The sequence below is a fragment of the Ideonella sp. genome (assembly GCF_035254525.1).
Classification (GTDB): domain Bacteria; phylum Pseudomonadota; class Gammaproteobacteria; order Burkholderiales; family Burkholderiaceae_C; genus Ideonella.
The window spans coordinates 1-17,680 of record NZ_DATFAN010000010.1 but is presented as its reverse complement, the minus strand read 5'-3'; the positions used below and the strand labels follow the sequence as shown (position 1 = coordinate 17,680).

Sequence of the window (17,680 nt, the reverse complement as noted above, 5' to 3'; positions counted from 1 at the left end):
TCCGCGTCGCTCGCGGAACCCGTCACACCGCCAACTGGCGATAGCGTGCCGCCGCCTGGCCGCGCGATTGCACGCCGAGCTTGCCCAGGATGTTGGCGACGTGCCGCTTCACCGTGTGTGGGCTCAGGCCGAGCTGGCGGGCGATGACCTTGTTGCTGTCGCCGGCGGCCAGCTGGGCCAGCACCTCCAACTCGCGGGCGCTCATCGCCTCGCCGCCATCGGCGGGCGCGGCCGGCGCGGGCGCCGGGCTGGCACCGGCCGCCGACTCCAGCAGCGTGCGCTGCGCATCGCCCAGCGCACGCGCGGCGCGGCTGGCGACCAGGCGCTGCAGCCGCCCGCGGCCGGCAAACAGCATCGACATCTCGAAGCCGCGCTCGGGCAACCCGCCCAGGGTCTGCACCAGCGCCGTGGCGGCGGCCGCGTCGTCGCCCTCGTCCAGCGCCAGGCCCGCGCGCTGCAGGCCGAGCGCGGTGACGAGGCCCTGCGCGTCGTTGGCCCCGTAGTAGCGGCGCGCGTCGTCCATCAGCGCGGCGGCGCGTGCGGTGTCGCCATCGAGCCAGCAGTCGTAGGCGTCGACCACGCGGGCAACGCCGGTGTGGCTGCTGTTCATCGTGCCGGGCGCCGTGCGCCGGAGCGACGCCAGCGCCTGGCGCGCCAGATCGTCGCGCTCGGCCATCAGCGCGCAGCGCAGCTCGTACCAGTGGAAGTACCAGCCGGGGCCGCGGCCATCGGCGCCGAACAGGCCATCGACGCGCTGCAGCGCGTCATGCAAGCCCGCCACCGCGGCGTCGATCTCGCCTTGCACCGCGCGGCACAGCAGCCAGCCGGTGAGCGCGTAGGTGGCCAGCGTTTGAGGGTGGTTGCACCACGCCCACAGCGACATCGCCTCGTCGAGCGCCGCGCGCGCGGCGGCGGTGTCGCCCCGCCACAGGAGCTGGCAGCCGCGCACGGCCAGCGCCGTGCCGCGCAGGGCCGGGTAGTCGTCGCCCGCCACGCGCAGCGCACCATCGGCGAAGCGCAGCAGCAGCGGCTCCAGGGCGCGGTTTCCGAAGTAGGCGTTGCCCGGCGTCACCTGGTACCACAGCGCGGGGTCGCGCTCGCGCGCGAGGTGATCGAACACCTCGCCGTAGTGGCGGTTCGTCGCCTCGAAGTCCGACAGATCGAAGGCGTGCCAGGCCAGGTGCAGCGCGACGATGACGCGCGTGCGGTGCGGCGTGGCCGGTCCAATCTCGACGTCGTACGCCGGCTCGCGGCGTGGGTTGCCGATGGGGCTCAGCGCGTTGATCGCGAGGGCGGCGTAGGCGCGCGCGAGATCGCGCCCTTCGGTGTCGCCCGCATCGTCGTACAGCGAGACCGCGCGCTTCATCTGGTCGCACATGGCCTGTAGGTCCACGGCCTCCCAGGCCAGGATGCCGCGCAGCAGCGCGATCCGCGGTGAATGCTCGACCAGCGCGGGCGGCAGCCTGGCGAGCATCGCCAGCACGCCCTGCAGCCCGCTGGCGGCCACCAGCGTCGGCGCCTCGGCGCACAGCGTGTCGGCCGCGCCCCCGGGGTCGCCGGCCTGCAGCAGGCTGTCGAAGCGGCGCGCCACGTCCGGCTCGGTCTCGGCGGCGCGGTGCCACAGCGCCTGTTGTTCGCTTGGCGGCAGCAGGCGCCGCTCGGCATCGAGCGCACTGCGGAAGATGTCGTGCAGGCGCAGCGTGCGCTCGGCGTTGTCGACCTCCTGGTAGAACAGGCCGCGGCGCTCGACCTCGTCGAGCAGGCGCACCGTGTCGGCCCGCGCGGTGACGGCAGCCGTGCGCATCGCCGTCAGTTCCGGCAGCACCGAGGTGCACACGAGAAAGTCGCGCAGATCGGCGGGCAAGGCATCGAGCACCTCGCTGCGCAGGTAGTCCACCGCGTGGCGTTCGCTGCGCACCGGCTGTGCGGCCGCGGCGTTGCCCAGGGCCAGCGTCACGCCCACCGGCCAGCCTTCGGTGCGCGCCAGCAGCGCCGGCGCGCTGTCGCCGGCCAGCGCCTTCACCTCCTCGGCGCTGAAGCGCAGATCGTCCTGGCGGAACTCGGCGAGCTCGCCGGCGGCGCGCAGGCGCGCCAGCGGCCAAGGCGGGTCGACGCGCGCCAGCACGGCCAGCCCCCACGCGGGTGGCAGCGCCCAGGCCAGCGGCGCGAGCAGCTCGTGCACCGGTTCGTCCGTCAGGCGGTGCACATCGTCGAGCACCAGCACCGCGCGCTCCACCTCGGTGACGGCGAGCGCGTTGACGAGCGCGTCGCGAAACGCGCGCGGCCCGTCGGGGCGTTCGATCGTCGCGACCAGGGCCTCCGGGTCCTGCCGCCAGGGCAGGTCGAACGGCTCCAGCGCAGCGGCAATGGCGGCGGCCAGGCGGGGCAGCCTGTCGTCTACGTCGCAAGACACCCAGGTGTGGGCGAGCCTGCCCTCGGCCAGCGCCTGCAGCATCGCGCTGCTTTTGCCGAAGCCACCGGGCGCCGACACCAGCGTCAAACGGCAGCTTCGCAGCGCCGTGGCCAGCCGCCCCGCCAGCGCCGGCCGTGCCAGCAAGCCGGCGCGCAGGCGCGGCGGCTGCACCTTGGTGCGGGCGAAGCCGAAGGCGTCGTTGGACATGGCCGCGATGTTAAGACGCAGCGGCCCCGCGCAGCCTCAGGGCCAGGCGGTTTCGTAGACGTCGAACAGCGCTGTCGGGCCCGCGCCAGGGGTGGAGGCGAAGCGCAGCGAGCGCCCGTCCGGGCTGAACGCCGGGGTGATCTGCATCGCGCCGAAGCTGAAGCGCCCGGGCAGGGCGACCGGCTCGGTCCAGCCGCCACCCGACCGCTCCGTCCGGTGCAGCACCAGCTGGCGGTCGATCAGGCGCCAGAAGACCAGCGTGCGCCCGTCCGGGCTGAAGGTGGGGTCGCCCTCGCTGGCGGCGCTGTTGACCGGCGCCGGCAGCGGCTGCGCCGAGGCGAAGCCGCCGTCGCGCTGCTCGGCCGCGTAGAGGTCGAGGCCGCCCAGGCCGCCGGGGCGGTTGGAGCCGAAGTAAAGGCGCCCGCCGTGCAGCTCGGGACCCAGCTCCTCGGCGGGGCTGTTGACCTCGTCGCCCAGCGGCTCGGGCCGGCCCCAGCCTTCGGGGCCGAGGCCCGCGCGCCAGATATTGAGGTCATGGCCGTCGGGGCGCGCAGGCACCGGCCGGTCGGAGACGAAGTAGAGCGTGCGCCCGTCCGGCGTGAGCCACGGGTCGGAATCGCGCCAGCGTGTGTCGGAGAACGGCAGCTCGCGCGGCTCGCTCCAGCCGCCGGGGCCGCGCTGCGATTCCAGGATGTGCGCACCGGCGAAGTTAGCTTTGGAGCGGGCCCAGACCCGCCGCTGGCCGTCGGCGCTTTCGCTGAGGTTGTAGTCGCTCAGCGGGCTGTTGACCTCGCCGACGGCGCGCGTGGGCGTGGGTGCCACCTCGGTGGTCAGGCCGCAGGCCGCCAGGGCCGCGGCGGCGAGGCCAGGCAGAAGCAGGTGGGGTCTCGGGCAGAGGCGATCAAACATGACGCGGGGCGAGGGCTGCGATGGCGCATTGTTTCCGCCCCGGTGCCGCAGCGCAGCCCCCAAGGCGACGAAACCCGCAAGGCGGTGGGCGAGTTTCGGCGTGCGGGTGACGTGCCGGTCGTTCGCGGGGCGCAGGCCGGGGGGCGGGTCGGCCCGCGTTGTGAGGCCCTGTCGGGCGTGGTTCAATTCATTCGTATCCAGCCCGGTGCCCCGTGGCACGGGGCTGCGAGGAGTGCACATGCATCGCCGAAGTGCCTTGATTGCCGGTGCCGGGCTGTTGTCCGCGGCTTGGCCGGTGGCGGCTCAAATGGCTGCGCAAGGGCCGGCACCGCGGGTGGTCTTCCTCAATCCCGGCGAGCCCGTCGAGCGGGGCAAGGGGCCGCACTGGCGCATGACGGCCCGCTTCATGGCGGCCGCTGCCAAGACCTTCGGAATGCAGCTCGAGGTGCTCTACGCCGAGCGCGACCACCTGCTTATGCTGCGCCAGGCCGAAGAGCTCGCCCTGCGCCCGAACGCGCCCGACTACGTCGTGATCGTCAACGAGAAGCTGGCGGCGGTCCAGATGCTCAAGACCCTGGCGCGCACGCCGGCCAAGGTGCTGATGATCCACAACGACCTGACGCCGGAGCAGCGGCGCGAGGTCGGCAACGAGCGCGAGCAGATGCGCCACTGGATCGGCACGGCGACGACCGACGAGGCGCACGCCGAATATCGCCTGATGCAAGAGCTGTATCGCCAGCTCGGTGATCGCGAGCCCCAGGTGATCGGCATCACCGGCGATCGCAGCACGCCGGTCTCGATGGAGCGCGCGCAGGGTGTCAGCGACTTCATTTCGCACGCCGGGCGGGGCCGCACGCTGCAGCTGGCGTTCGGCGACTGGAGCGACGCCGACGGCGAGAGCAAGGCCAGCGTCCTGCTGTCGCGCTACCCGCAGGCCAACATCATCTGGGCCGGCAACGATTCGATGGCGCTGGGCGCGCTGCGCGCCGTGAAGGCGCGCGGTGCCCGGGTGCTGGTCGGCGGCACGGGCGGCTGGCCGAGCGCGATGGCCAGCCTGGCCGAGGGCGGCCTGGCGGCCACGGTGGGCAGCCACTTCTTCATCGGCGCCTGGGCGATGGTGCTGCTGCACGACTATCACCATGGGGTGGATTTCGCGCAGCACGGCGGCCCGTCGCTGAAGCTCGACTACATGTCCGTCGTCAACCGCGACAACGCGCCGCGCTTCGACCATGTCGTCTACCAGCGGGATGGGGCGCTGGATTTCAGCGTCTATTCGAAGGCCCTCCACCCCAAGCCCGGCCCCTACGACTTCAACCTCGCGCCGTTGGTGCGCAACCCGTGACATGCTGCTGCCCAAGCGCCTGATTCCGCAGGCGACCAGCTTGCACACGAAGCTGGTGCTGGCGCTGGCGGTGCTGGTCGCCGTGGTGGCCGCCGGCTCGGCCTATGTGCTGATCGAGGGTGAACGCGAGCGCCGCTTCCTCGAGCTGGAGGGCCGCGCGGGGCGCATTGCCGAGCTGTTCAGCCGTTCGCTGGCCTATCCGCTGTGGAACGTCGACCGCGATGCCATCGACAGCCAGCTCGCTGCGCTGGCGCCGAACCCCGAGGTGGCGCAATTCAGCATCACGGCGGTCGGCTACGGCACCGTGTCCGAGGTGACCAAGCTGCGAGGGGCCGACCTCGCGAACTCCATCGTGCGGGTGCGGCCCATCGAGTACACGCCGGCTGGCGGCACCGAGCCACAGAAGGTCGGCGAGGTTCGCGTCGTGCTGACCCGTGCGCTGGTCGAGCGCGCCGTCGCCGTGGCCCGCCGGACCACGCTGGCCCTGGTGGCGGCGATGGTGGCGGTGCTGTATGTGGCCACCTTCCTGCTGCTTCGCCGCATGGTGAGCAGGCCGATCCAGCGCCTGGAGGCGACGGTCGACCGCATCGCCGTCGGTGACCTCGACGCCCGCTGCATCGTCGAATCGGGCGACGAGCTGGGCCGCCTGGCCGGGCGCGTCAACGGGATGGCCGACCGGCTGCGCGACTCCGCGCAGCGCCTGCGCGACAGCGAGGCGACGTACCGCGGGATCTTCGAGAACGCCCTCGAGGGCATCTTCCGGCTGGATCGGCAGGGCGGCCTGCACGATGCCAACCCGGCCCTGGCGCGGTTGATGGGCTACGCCACGCCCGCCGAGCTGATGGCGGCGGCCAATGGCCATGCGGCCGGCCAGGCGGCGCCGGGGCACTCGCCGCTGTTCACGCCGGACCAGATCGATACCTTGTTTGCCGCGCTGGCGCGCGATGGCCAGATCGCCGGCATGGAGCTGCAGCTCACGCGCGCCGACGGCAGCCCGATCTGGGTCCAGCTCAACGCTCGGCAGCTCGGCGGCGGGCAGGTGGCGGGCGAAGCGCCCGGGCTCGACGGCCTGGTCACCGACATCACGGCGCGCAAGCAGGCCCTGGAGGACCTGCGCCGCCACCGCGACCATCTGGAAGACGCCGTGCGCGAGCGCACCGCGCAGCTCGAAGAGGCGATGCAGCGCGCCGAGGTGGCGAACCAGGCGAAGAGCGAGTTCCTGGCCAACATGAGCCACGAGATCCGCACGCCGATGAACGCCATCCTGGGCATGTCGCACCTGGCGCTGGAAACGGGGCTGAACCCGCAGCAGCGCAACTACGTGCAGAAGGTGAACCGCTCCGCCGAATCGCTGCTGGGCATCATCAACGACATCCTCGATTTCTCGAAGATCGAAGCCGGCAAGCTCGACCTGGAGGCCATCCCCTTCCACCTCAGCGACGTGCTGGACGACCTCGCCAACCTGGTCGGCATGAAGGCCGAGGAGAAGGGCCTGGAGCTGCTGTTCGCCTTGCCGCCCCACTTGCCGACGGCGCTGGTCGGCGACCCCTCGCGCTTGCGCCAGGTGCTGCTCAACCTGGGCAACAACGCCGTGAAGTTCACCGAGCGCGGCGAGATCACCGTGGCGGTCGATGTGCTGGAGAGCGGGCGCGATTCGGTGCTGTTATGGTTCGGCGTGCGCGACACCGGCATCGGCATGAGCACCGAGCAGCAGCAGCGGCTGTTCCAGCCGTTCTCCCAGGCCGACGCATCGACCAGCCGGCGCTATGGCGGCAGCGGGCTGGGCCTGGCCATCAGCCAGCACCTGGTGCGCCTGATGGGCGGCGAGCTCGCGGTCGACAGCGCGCCCGCCCAGGGCAGCCACTTCCACTTCAGCCTGCGCCTGCCCTTGCAGACGGAGCCGGGCGACCGGCCCCGTGCGCTGCGCCACGAGGGTCTGCGCGGCACCCGCGCCCTGATCGTGGACGACAACGCCGGTGCGCGCGAGGTGCTCGCTGCCATGACCGTCGCGCTCGGCCTGGCCGTCGACACCGCCGCCGATGGCCAGGACGCGCTTCGCCGGGTGGAACTGGCCGATGCGAGCAACCGGCCCTACGACCTCGTCCTGCTCGACTGGATGATGCCGGGCATGGATGGTGTCGAGTGCGCGCGGCGGCTCGGCCAGCGCGAGCCGGGAAACCACCCGACCCCGACCGTGCTGATGATGACGGCTTTCAGCCGCGACGAGGTGGTCAGCCGCCTGGACCAGCACCACCTGCACATCGGCGCGCTGCTGACCAAGCCGGTCACGCCCTCGGCGCTGTTCGATGCCTGCGTCACGGCGCTCGGCGTGGTGGGGCGCCCGCCGACGCGCGCGGTCCGCCGCGAGGAAGCCCTGCAAGACCAGCAGGCCAGCCTCGCCGGCGCGCACATCCTGTTGGTGGAGGACAACGCCATCAACCGCGAGCTGGCGCTGGACGTGCTGAGCCGCGCGGGCATCGTCGTCAGCGTCGCCGGCGACGGCCAGGAGGCGCTCGACATGCTGGAGCGGGAGACCTTCGACGCCGTGCTGATGGACTGCCAGATGCCGGTGCTCGACGGTTATGCCGCGACCCGCCTGCTGCGCCAGCGACCCGGCCTGGCGGAGCTGCCCGTCATCGCGATGACGGCCAATGCGATGGTCGGTGACCGGGCCAAGGTGCTCGAGGCGGGCATGAACGACCACATCGCCAAGCCGCTCAAGTTCCAAGACCTGTTTGCCACCCTGGCCCGCTGGGTGCGCCCGGCAAGGGCGGGTGTGTGACGATGGATTTCAGCTCGGGCCGCGGGTCGCGCAGCTTCTGCAGATCAGGCCGCGGGCGGGCCAGCGCCGGCTCGGTGGCAAATGCCTGTTCCAGCGCCCGCGCGGCAGCCAGCAGCGGTCCTTCGCCGCGCAGCCGGCCCACCACTTGCAGCCCGAAGGGCATGCCGGCTTCGTCGCGACCGCAGGGCAGCGCCAGCGCCGGGTTGGTCGCCAGCGTCACCACATAGGTCAGGCCCAGCCACTGGTAGTAGTTGCGCATGGCCTGGCCGTCGACACGCTGCGCGTACAGCTCGGTCCACGGGAACGGGGTGACCGGCGTGGTGGGCGCGAGGATGATGTCGTAGCGCTCGAAGGCCTGCGCGAACTGACGCGCGATGCGCGTCTGCTGCACGTGCGCCCAGGCGCGATCGGCCAGCGTGATCGCGGCGGCCATCTCCACGTTGGCCCGCACATTGGGCCCCAGGGTGTCGGGCGCGGTGCGGTAGGTGTCGGCAAAGGCGGCGACGAAGCTTTCCGCGCGCAGCACATCGAAGGCGCGGTCGGCGTCGCCCAATGCCAACTTCACCGGCTCGCAGCACGCGACCCAGGGCCGGATCGCCTCGATGCGCTGGTCGAAGACGCGCCGGATGGCCGGGTCGACCGCGCACAGGCCGAAGTCTTCGGTATGGCCGATGCGCAGCGTCGACAGATCGACCTCGGGCAGCGGCCACACGGCGCCGGCCGCTGTGTCGTAAGACAGCGGGTCGCGCGCATCGAGGCCCACGCTGGCCGAGAGCAGCAGCGCGGCATCGTCGACCGTGCGGGCCATGGGCCCGAGCACCGAGATGACCGACCAGCCCAGCAGCCGCGCATCGTTGGCCACCAGCCCGGGCGAGGGGCGCAGGCCCACCACGCCGCACAGCGCGGCGGGAATGCGCAGCGAGCCGCCGGTATCCGAGCCGGTGCAGATCGGCAGCATGTCGACCGCCAGCGCTGCGGCCGAGCCGCCGGAGGAGCCGCCGGCATTGAGCACCGGGTCGAAGGGGTTGCCGGTGGCGCCCCACACGGGGTTGCGGGTGTTGGCGCCGGCACCCATGTCCGGCACGTTGGTCTTGGCCGTCACGATGGCGCCGGCGGCACGCAGGCGCGCGACCTGCGCGTTGTCGGCTGCGGGCACGTGGCCGCGCAGGCCCACGTTGCCGCAGGTCGTGAGCAGCCCGGCCGTGTCCTGCAGGTCCTTCACGCCCAGCGGCAGGCCATGCAGCGCGCCCAGCGCACCGCCGGCCATCACGCGGGCCTCGGCTTCGCGGGCCTGCGCGCGGGCCCGATCGAAATCGGTGGCGGCAATGGCGTTGACCGCGGGGTTGAACGCCTCGATGCGCGCGATGCACGCGTCCATCAGCTCCACCGGCGACACCGCGCGGCTGCCGATGAGGCGGCGCAGCTCGACAGCGCTCAGCTCGGGCAGGGAAGAATCAGCAGGCATGGTCAGCTCAATCGATGGTGAGGCCGGCCTTGTGCACATAGGCGCGGATGAGCGGCAGCTCCTTGGCCACCTTGTCATCGTAGGCCTGGCCGCTCTGGTAAGCCACGTCGAGCCCGGCCTTGTCCAGATCGGCGCGAATGGCCGGGTCGGCCAAGGCGCCGGCCAGGGCCTTGGACAAGGTGGTGCGCACGGCCTCGGGCAGGCCGCGCGGCGCGACCACTGTGATCCACGGCACCATCTCGTAGCCCGGGTAGCCGGCCTCGGCCAGCGTGGGCACGCCGGGCATCGAAGCCGAGCGCCTGGCCGAGGTCAACGCGATGGCCTTGACCCGCCCGGCCTGCACCATCGGGATGGCCGCCACGTTGGTGTCGAAGCTGAGCTGCACCTGGCCGCCGATCAGGTCTTGCATGGCCGGCGCGCTGCCCTTGTAGGGCACGTGCGTGATGTCGACCCCGGCCATCACCTTGAACATCTCGCCCGCGAAATGCGAGGTGGTGCCATTGCCGAACGACGCGTAGCTGAGCTTGCCGGGCTTGGCCTTGGCCAGAGCGACCAGCTCCTTGACCGAGCTGGCGGCGACCGAGGGGTGGGCCAGCAGCACCAGCGGCGAGGTGCCCAGCAGGCCGATGGATTCGAAGCTCTTCAGCGGGTCGTAGGGCAGGTGGGCCTTGAGCCCGGGGCTGATCGTGAAGGTGGTGTTCGAGCTGATCAGCAGGGTGTAGCCGTCGGGCGCCGATTGGGCCACGGCGCCGGCACCGATCGCCGTGCCCGCGCCGCCCTTGTTCTCGACCACCATGGGCTGGCCCAGGCGCGGCCCCATGCCGCGGGCGACGATGCGGGCCAGGGTATCCGTGGCACCACCGGGCGGGTAGGGCACGACCAGCGTCACCGGCTTGTCGGGGTAGCCGGCGGCCAGCGCGCCCAGCGGCGCCGCCAGCGCGGCGGCCAAGCCGGCGCCCAGCAAGGCCCGGCGCGCAGCGGGAGCAAGGTTGGGGTTCATGACGGTCTCCCTGTGGGTTTGGCCCGGCGCACGCGGCGGGCCGGCCGGGTGGCCGGTGCTTGGGCGACCTGGCACCGCTGCACGATGAGCCCGGCCAACTCATCCAGCTGCGCGGCGCAGGCTTCGGGCTGCGGGCCGAACAGCCGCACCAGCCCCAGGCCGCGCAGGCTCGACAGCACCAGGTCGACGAAGGCGCCGATGCCGGGGTCGGCCGCCGCCTCGGGGAAGACGCCGAGGAAGCGCTCGCGCAGCGCGAGCGCCAGGCTCGCGCGCTGCTCGGCGATGTAATCGCGCAGCTGCGGGTCACTGCTGCAGCCGAAGTAGACATTCCACGCCACCAGGAAACGCGGCGGCTCGTAGGCCCGCGCCCACAGCGCCTGCACGAAACGCTTCGCGCGCTTCTCCAGCGGCAACCGCGCATCCGGCCAATCGATGCCCGTGGCGCCGCTGGAGCGCAGGATCTCATCGACCACCCGCATCATCAGCACGGCCTTGGAGCCGAAGTGGTGCTGCAGCGCCCCGGGCGTGACCCCGGCCGACTTGGCCACCTCGAAGACCGAAGCGCCCTGGTAGCTCTTTTCGCGCACCACGCTGATGGCGGCGGATATCAGCTGATCGCGCGTCGACTGGCTGCGCTCGGCATGGGTGCGGCGCGCTTTCGCGACCGGAGACAGAGTGGGCATGCCGAAACCATAAACATTACAGGCATAACGTATAACGGTACAAACCCGGTGGCCGTGGCCGGATGAACACCAGGTGAACGGGACCTTCAGCGTCGATACATCGAGGGGCGCACAGACTGCACGCACAGTCAATGCCGACTGGGCCCCCTTGGAGGACATCATCATGAAGTCGCCCCTTCTCTTCGCATCGATCGCAACGCTCGCGGTCATCGGTGGTGCCTCATCGCTGGCGTACGCCGATGAATCTCACCGGGACGGTGCCAATGACCGCCACGACCGCGCCCACACCGAGCGCCGGTCCCACGGCGGCGGCATGGATCACGGCATGCAGGCCGTGCCCACGTCCGCCAGCCCGGGCGAACCCGCCCACGGGTGGCGATACTTCTCGGACCCGGCAGCGACGAGAGCCGTCGTGATCAGCCCGCAAGGCGAGTACTACTTGAGCCGCGGCAGAGGCCTGCGCCTGGTCGCCGTGACCCAGCCAGGCTCGTAGCGGCGGGCCAGGCAGAAGCGGTGTACGCTGTGCCGATGCCCGACACCCCCCTGCCTTTCAGCCCCGCGGCCGAGCGCAACCAGGGCCCCATCCTCGACGTGCTGCGCCGCCTGCTGCCCGCCGAGGCGGCGGTGCTCGAAATCGCCTCAGGCACCGGCCAGCATGCCGCTCACTTTGCGCGCCAGCAGCCTGGCTGGCAATGGCAGCCCACCGACGCCGACCCGATGGCACTGCCCACGATCGTCACACGCTGCCAGGGCCAGCCCAACGTCCGCCCGCCCGTGCTGCTGGATGTGCTCGCCCCCTGGCCCGAGGCCCTGGGCCGCTTCGACGCGGTGTACTGCGCGAACATGCTGCACATCTCGCCCTGGGCAACCTGCGCGGCGCTGATGCGTGGCGCGGCGGCGAGGCTCGGGGCGGGCGGTGTGCTGGTGATCTACGGGCCGTTCATCGTCGAGGGCCAGCCCACAGCGCCGAGCAACCTGGCGTTCGACGCGGACTTGCGTGCGCGTGATTCGCGATGGGGTTTGCGAAGGCTGGACGATGTGGCGCGGGCGGCGCGGGCCGAGGGGCTGGAGATCGAAACGCAGGTCGATATGCCGGCGAACAACTTGGTGGTGTTGTTTCGGCGAAGGTGACAAAGGCGACATGCCGGGGACTGCTCACGACCCTGAAGAGACGTTCGCTGCCCTTGCCCCGTCGCCGCATCGTGGCCGCGCATCAAGAGGGGCGGCCCGGGAGACCACGCATGAACCTCGCGGTCATGCCTTGGCACTGGGCTTGGAGATGTGGATGGTCTCGCCGCGCGCGAGCATCTCCACCAGCTGGGCGATGCGCCTGGCGCGCGTCTCGGCCTTCACGGCCGTCTGTATGCGCCACAGTACCGCGTAGCGGTTGGCCGCGTTGATCGTTGCAAAGAAGGCCTTGGCCCTCGGCTCGGCCTCCAGCGCCGCCAACAGGTCTTCGGGCACCGCGGACGTGCGCGCTCCGTCGTAGGCCTGCGCCCAGCGTCCGTCGGCCTTGGCGGCCTCGATCTGCGCGTAGCCCGGTGCCTGCATGCGGCCCGCCTCGATGAGCGCCGCGGCCTTCTCGACGTTGATCTTCGACCAAATGCTGCGCGCGCGCCGCGGCGTGAAGCGCTGGAGAAAGTGCTGGTCGTCAAGGCCCTTCTTCTGGCCGTCGATCCAGCCCCAACAGAGCGCGATCTCCACCGCCTCGGGGTAGGTGACGCTGGGTTCATTGGCGCTCCGCTTGGCGATCTTGAGCCAGAGGCCATCGGAGGTGGCGTAATTCTTCTTCAGCCAGGTCTCGAAAGCCTTGGCGCTCTTGAACAAGGTCGGGGAGGAGTCGGGTTGGATGGCGGATTTGGCGGCGGGCATCGCATGGAGTGTGCCGCATGAGAGCCAGCGGGGCTCGCCGCACGGTGGCATGGGGACCAAGGGAATCAACTCACCAGATCGATCAAGCCCTCGCCAGGGCTGGTCTTGCTTCTTCGAGCCATTGCCGCTTGCCCGTTGGCGTGACCTCGCGCTTGTGATCGGGTGGGGGCCAACGTTTCCGGGGATTACCGAACGAATTCACGAGTTGGCGGCGCCATTTGACGCCGGCCAACACGGCCACAAGAATCGAGCCCCTCAGCCACCCCAGGAAACCTCAGATGCTGCGCACCATCAAGCTTGCTTCTTTCACCGCCGCCGTCGCCCTGTTGGCAGGCTGTGCCGCCTCGGTCATGCAAACGCCGACTTCGGCCACCGCGCCCTCGGCGGCACCGCGCGCGCAGGCGCCCAGCGGTGCGCTCGTTGCCGTCGTCTCCGGCAGCACGGCCATGCAGACCAGCAGCGATTGGCCGGCGTTCGTGGAAGAGTGGCAAACGTCCATGGCCAACTCGGCCTCGGGGTCGAAGATGGCCTTCGTGTTGGCGAAGGATGAGGCCACCGTTCCTGCGAACGGGGCGGTGCTGGTTCGGCTGACCGTCAACGATTTCAAGTACGTGTCGACGACCAAGCGTTACCTGCTCGGCATCATGGCCGGCAATGCCTACATGGATGTGGATGCCGAGTACCTCGAACTGCCGTCGAAGAAACCCTTCGGTGCCAAGAAGTTCAACACCTCGTCCAGTGCCTGGCAGGGCATCTTCTCGGCCGTGACGCCCAAGCAGGTTCAGGCCGTTTCCGATGTGATCGTCAAGGAAGTGGTGTCCACCGCGCCGGCGAAGTAACGAGCTCGAGGCGCCATGCGTTTGCTGATTCTCCTGGCCTGGCTCCTCGTGGCCGCCCCGTGTGTGCGGGCAGCGGAGCCCCTGACCAACTTCAATGTCGTTCTGCTGCAGCCGAGCGCCGTCCTCGAAGAGCGCGTGCCGAGCATCGATGCCATGGCGGAGTACATCAAGGCCGTTGAGGCGGCCTCGCGAGAGGCTGTGATCGCCAGCGGGGCGAAGCAGTCGGTGGGCGGCTTCATCGTGGTTGCGGTGCGGCCGGAACTGCGATCGAATGTCTGGCTCGATTTCGATTCCTTGCTCGACCTCGAACTCAGAAAGCAGCTCATCACCAAGGTCAAGGCCGTCAAGCCGTTCGAAGCACGCAAGGGGCCCGTCGTGTTCGCCCTCAAGGTGGCCACATGGAATGGCAAGGAGTCGAAGCGAACGGCTCCCTTTCCGCCCGAGTGGAAGGGCGTCACGCGCAGCGGAACTCCCCTCGAGGTGGGGGACCTGGTGGAGAGCATCTGGGAAGATTGACGCTCCGCTTCACCCTCTTACCCTATGAGCTCCGGCCCTGGTGCCGATCGGCATGGATCCTGAAACCACGAGGAGAACGAGATGTCCAGTGTTGGCTATCACGAACCCGTTGATGAACTCTCCGTCGAGACGCGCGACATGCACCGCGCCATCGTGTCGTTGATGGAAGAGTTGGAGGCCGTTGATTGGTACAACCAGCGCGCCGATGCCTGCAAGGATCCGGAACTCAAGGCCATCCTCGAGCACAACCGCGACGAAGAGAAGGAGCATGCCTCCATGGTGCTGGAGTGGATCCGGCGGCGGGATTCAGCCTTCTCGGCGCAGCTCAAGAACTACCTCTTCACCGAGAAGCCGATCGCGCATCGCTGAGGGGATGCGCCAGCGGCTTCTCCTGGCCTGCTCGTCGTGGCCGCCCCGTGGGCGCACGCGGCGGAAGCCCTGACCAATATCGACGTCGTCCTGCTTCAACCGAGTGCCGCGCTCGAAGAGCGCGTGCCGAGCGTCGATGCCATGGCGGCGTACATCAAGGCCGTGGAGGCGGCCGCGCGAGAGGCCGTGATCGCCAGCGGGGCGAAGCAGTCGGTCGGCGGCTTCATCGTGGTTGCGGTGCGGCCGGATCTGGGGTCGAACGTCTGGCTGGATTTCGGTTCGCTGCTCGACCTCGAGCTCAGAAGGCAGATCACCACCAAGGTCAAGGCCGTCACGCCGTTCGAGGCACGCAAGGGGCCCGTCGTGTTCGCCCTCAAGGTGGCCACGTGGAATGGCAAGGAGTCGAAGCGAACGGCGCCCGTTCCACCCGAGTGGAAGGGCGCCACGCGCAACGGAACTCCCCTCGAGGTGGGGGAGTTGGTCGAGCGCATCTGGAGTGATTGACGCCTTGCGCCGACGCCACCGCTCTGCGGTGTGCGTGCGCGGGCACCCACCCGGCGGCATCGGAACATTCCGATGGCCGAGGGGGTGTCCCCCGTGAATACACTGTGGGTCGACCAACGAAGGCCCGCCCGTCGCGCCGCGCACGCAGTACAGAACAGATGCCCTCCAGCGAAACGATCGGCCTGCCTCGCCCGCTGCGCTTTGGAATGCGCCCGACACGGGCGGTGGCGTTTCTGGCCGCGATCACCATCGCGGCGATCGTGGCTTCGGTCGGGGCGCTGCTGTGGCAGCTCCGCGAGCGCGATCTCAACCATGCGCTGCTCGAAACCGAGAGTGCGGCGCGCATGCTGATGGACCAGACCTCACAGGCGCTGGACGGGCCCGACATGGCGCTGCGAGCGCTGCAGGAGCGGCTCGACACGCCGTTCGGCCGCGCCCTGGAGCTGGACAGCCAGGCGGTGCACCTTCTGCTGGCCGCGCGTGCGCACGGCATGCGCCAGGTGAAGTCGATCTTCCTGCTCGATGCCCAGGGCCGCACGATGAATTCGTCGCTGCAGCATCCGGCGCCCGACATCTCGGCCGCCGACCGGGACTACTTCCGGGCCTTCGCGGTCGATGGCGCCCAGGGCTTGTACGTGGACAAGGTCGTGCGCGGCAAGGGCGACGGCGAGTGGACGCTGCACATGGCCCGTCGCATCGACGATGCCAACGGCAGGTTGCGTTGCGTCGTCGTGGTCAACCTCGGCCTGCTGTACTTCGAGCGGCTGTTCGACCGCCTGACGATCGATTTCGTGCGGCCGATCGGCTTGTACTCGGCCGACGGCACGCTGGTGGTCAGCCTGCCGCACCGCGGGGGCGACATCAGCCGCCAGGCGGACGAGTTGCAGGGCGTCGACCTGCCGCAACAGGCCGGTGAGCTGCGCACGATCGTCCGCCCGCGCCGGGACGGGACGACGCTGCGCTTTGCCATCGGCCGGCTGGACGGCTATCCGCTGCTGGCCGGCGTCAGCGACGACGATGTCGAGACGCTGGCCACCTGGCGCGAAACCGCCGTGATGATCGCGCTCAGCTCGTTCGTGGTCGTCCTGTTCGTCATGACGGCCGCCGGCGCGCTGGTGCTGCAGCTTCGGCACGACGAGCGCCTGTCGCGGGCCCTGCTGGAGGCCGACGACCGGTTCCAGAAGACGCTCGAGACCGTGATGGACGCGATCGTGTCGGTGGACGAATCACAGAGCGTGGTCATCTTCAACCATGCGGCCGAGCGCATGTTCGGCGTGGCGGCGGCCGACATCGTCGGCAAGCCGCTGGGCAGCCTGCTGCCGGCGCTGTCTCGCGACACCCACGAGCGATACATCGGCCACTTCATGGCGCAAGAGGAGCATGCCCGCGCGATGTCGCCGCAGAGGGAGGTGCGCGGGCGGCGCGCCGACGGGAGCGAGTTCCCGGTCGAGTCGAGCATCTCCGCGACGCGCATCCGCGGCCGGATGCAGCTGACCGCCGTGTTGCGCGACATCACCGAGCGTCGCCAGGCCGAGGCCGAGCTGCGGGCGCTGAACCAGGAGCTGAGGCGCCTGTCGGCGACCCTGCAGTCGGTGCGCGAGGAAGAGCGCGGGCGCATATCGCGCGAACTGCACGACGAGCTCGGCCAGCAGCTCACGGTCATCAAGCTCGACCTGTCGTGGCTGACGATGCGGCTCAAGGAGGGCCGCCGCCTGGAGGTGGCCACGCTGGAGGGCATGCGCCAGAAGCTCGACGCTGCGATCGTCAGCGTGCGCCAGATTTCGTCGGAGCTGCGACCGAGGATTCTCGACGAGCTCGGCTTCGGCGAGGCGGTCTCCTGGCAGGCCACGGAGTTCACGCGCCGCAGCGGCATCCAGGCCGATCTCGACCTCAGCGCCGCCAACCTGGTCAAGCGTCCGGAGCTGGCGACGGCGTTGTTCCGCATCGTCCAGGAGTCGCTGACCAACGTGGCGCGGCATTCGGGTGCGAGCCGGGTGCGCATCGAGCTGTCGAACGACGCGCATCGCGTGTGCCTGCGCGTGCGCGACGATGGACAGGGCTTGCAGGCGGGGGAGGGCCGGGGCATCGGCCTGCTCAGCATGCGCGAGCGCGCGAACGCGCTGGGTGGCAGCTTCCGCGTGGCGGCGACGCCTGATGGTGGCACGGTGGTCGAGGTGTCCGTGCCGATCGGCGATGTCGTGCAGGTGGGGGAGCAGACGGCATGAAGCGCATCGAGGTGCTGCTGGCAGACGATCACGCGATGATCCGCAACGGCCTGCGCAACATCATCGGCGAGACGAACGACCTGTGCGTGACGGGGGAGGCCTCCAACGGCAACGCCATCCTGGAGATGCTGCGCGAGAACGAGTACGACGTCCTGGTGCTCGACATGACCATGCCGGGGCGCAACGGGCTCGAGCTGATCAGGCTGGTCAAGCTCGAGCATCCTCGGCTGCCGCTGCTGGTGTTCACGATGCACCAGGAGGAGCAGTACGCGGTGCGGGCCATCCGCGCCGGGGCGGCGGGGTACCTGACCAAGGAGGCCGATGGCGACGTGCTGCTGGCGGCCATCCGCAAGGTGGCCGCAGGGGGCGTGTATGTGAGCCAGAAGGTGGCCGAGCTGCTGGCCACCGATGTGTCGCGCTCTGAACTGGTCCAGCCGCACACGCTGCTGTCCAACCGCGAGTTCGAGGTGTTCAGCCGCATCGTCGACGGGCTGAGCCTCACCGCCATCGCCGACGAGCTGTCGGTGAGCATCAAGACGGTGAGCACGCACAAG

At 70.2% G+C, this 17,680-nt stretch carries 16 protein-coding genes; 10 read left to right on the top strand and 6 right to left on the bottom strand.

Annotation, left to right across the window (positions count from 1 at the left end):
• Positions 1-22: 22 nt before the first annotated feature.
• Positions 23-2,620 carry a LuxR C-terminal-related transcriptional regulator gene (locus tag VJ693_RS01035; protein ID WP_324151602.1) on the bottom strand — a complete coding sequence of 866 codons (2,598 nt, stop codon included), beginning with the start codon at positions 2,618-2,620 and terminating at the stop codon, positions 23-25.
• Positions 2,621-2,656: 36 nt separating this feature from the next.
• Positions 2,657-3,529 (bottom strand): hypothetical protein, encoded by an 873-nt coding sequence (locus VJ693_RS01030; RefSeq protein ID WP_324151601.1) that lies wholly within the window; start codon positions 3,527-3,529, stop codon positions 2,657-2,659.
• Positions 3,530-3,836: 307 nt separating this feature from the next.
• On the opposite strand from VJ693_RS01030, the gene VJ693_RS01025 reads away from it, so the two are divergent.
• Both VJ693_RS01025 and VJ693_RS01020 read left to right on the top strand, forming a co-directional pair.
• Positions 3,837-4,871 (top strand): ABC transporter substrate-binding protein, encoded by a 1,035-nt coding sequence (locus VJ693_RS01025; RefSeq protein ID WP_324151600.1) that lies wholly within the window; start codon positions 3,837-3,839, stop codon positions 4,869-4,871.
• A 1-nt stretch (position 4,872) separates the two neighbouring features.
• A complete protein-coding gene (locus VJ693_RS01020) occupies positions 4,873-7,653 on the top strand; it encodes a response regulator (RefSeq protein WP_324151599.1) in 2,781 nt (926 codons plus the stop codon).
• Here the strand turns inward: VJ693_RS01020 and VJ693_RS01015 are convergent.
• The 3 genes from VJ693_RS01015 to VJ693_RS01005 are packed head-to-tail and all read right to left on the bottom strand — an operon-like array spanning position 7,589 to position 10,801.
• Complete coding sequence (locus tag VJ693_RS01015) at positions 7,589-9,118, bottom strand: amidase (RefSeq protein ID WP_324151598.1); 1,530 nt, start codon at positions 9,116-9,118, stop codon at positions 7,589-7,591. The genes VJ693_RS01020 and VJ693_RS01015 overlap by 65 nt on opposite strands.
• Before the next feature lie 7 nt (positions 9,119-9,125).
• A complete protein-coding gene (locus VJ693_RS01010; RefSeq protein WP_324151597.1) occupies positions 9,126-10,118 on the bottom strand; it encodes a tripartite tricarboxylate transporter substrate binding protein in 993 nt (330 codons plus the stop codon).
• Positions 10,115-10,801: a TetR/AcrR family transcriptional regulator gene (locus VJ693_RS01005; protein WP_324151596.1), complete on the bottom strand. Its 687-nt coding sequence runs from the start codon at positions 10,799-10,801 to the stop codon at positions 10,115-10,117. The genes VJ693_RS01010 and VJ693_RS01005 overlap by 4 nt, the downstream gene beginning before the upstream one ends.
• Positions 10,802-10,964: 163 nt before the next feature.
• On the opposite strand from VJ693_RS01005, the gene VJ693_RS01000 reads away from it, so the two are divergent.
• Both VJ693_RS01000 and VJ693_RS00995 read left to right on the top strand, forming a co-directional pair.
• Positions 10,965-11,294: a hypothetical protein gene (locus VJ693_RS01000; protein WP_324151595.1), complete on the top strand. Its 330-nt coding sequence runs from the start codon at positions 10,965-10,967 to the stop codon at positions 11,292-11,294.
• 35 nt (positions 11,295-11,329) lie between these two features.
• Entirely contained in the window at positions 11,330-11,932 is a 603-nt protein-coding gene (locus tag VJ693_RS00995) for a DUF938 domain-containing protein (RefSeq protein ID WP_324151639.1), read from the top strand.
• A gap of 123 nt (positions 11,933-12,055) precedes the next feature.
• Here VJ693_RS00995 and VJ693_RS00990 read toward each other — a convergent pair whose 3' ends face one another.
• Entirely contained in the window at positions 12,056-12,673 is a 618-nt protein-coding gene (locus VJ693_RS00990) for a YdeI/OmpD-associated family protein (RefSeq protein ID WP_324151594.1), read from the bottom strand.
• Positions 12,674-12,951: 278 nt separating this feature from the next.
• On the opposite strand from VJ693_RS00990, the gene VJ693_RS00985 reads away from it, so the two are divergent.
• The 6 genes from VJ693_RS00985 to VJ693_RS00960 form a co-directional block, all read left to right on the top strand.
• Complete coding sequence (locus tag VJ693_RS00985) at positions 12,952-13,512, top strand: hypothetical protein (RefSeq protein ID WP_324151593.1); 561 nt, start codon at positions 12,952-12,954, stop codon at positions 13,510-13,512.
• Positions 13,513-13,527: 15 nt separating this feature from the next.
• A complete protein-coding gene (locus VJ693_RS00980; RefSeq protein ID WP_324151592.1) occupies positions 13,528-14,028 on the top strand; it encodes a hypothetical protein in 501 nt (166 codons plus the stop codon).
• A gap of 81 nt (positions 14,029-14,109) precedes the next feature.
• Positions 14,110-14,397 carry a ferritin-like domain-containing protein gene (locus tag VJ693_RS00975; RefSeq protein ID WP_324151591.1) on the top strand — a complete coding sequence of 96 codons (288 nt, stop codon included), beginning with the start codon at positions 14,110-14,112 and terminating at the stop codon, positions 14,395-14,397.
• Positions 14,398-14,433: 36 nt separating this feature from the next.
• Complete coding sequence (locus tag VJ693_RS00970) at positions 14,434-14,901, top strand: hypothetical protein (RefSeq protein ID WP_324151590.1); 468 nt, start codon at positions 14,434-14,436, stop codon at positions 14,899-14,901.
• 158 nt (positions 14,902-15,059) lie between these two features.
• Positions 15,060-17,126: a PAS domain S-box protein gene (locus tag VJ693_RS00965; protein WP_324151589.1), complete on the top strand. Its 2,067-nt coding sequence runs from the start codon at positions 15,060-15,062 to the stop codon at positions 17,124-17,126.
• Positions 17,123-17,680, top strand: a 558-nt coding sequence (locus tag VJ693_RS00960; RefSeq protein WP_324151588.1) for a response regulator transcription factor, incomplete at its 3' end; no start/stop codon positions are given. The genes VJ693_RS00965 and VJ693_RS00960, both read left to right, overlap by 4 nt.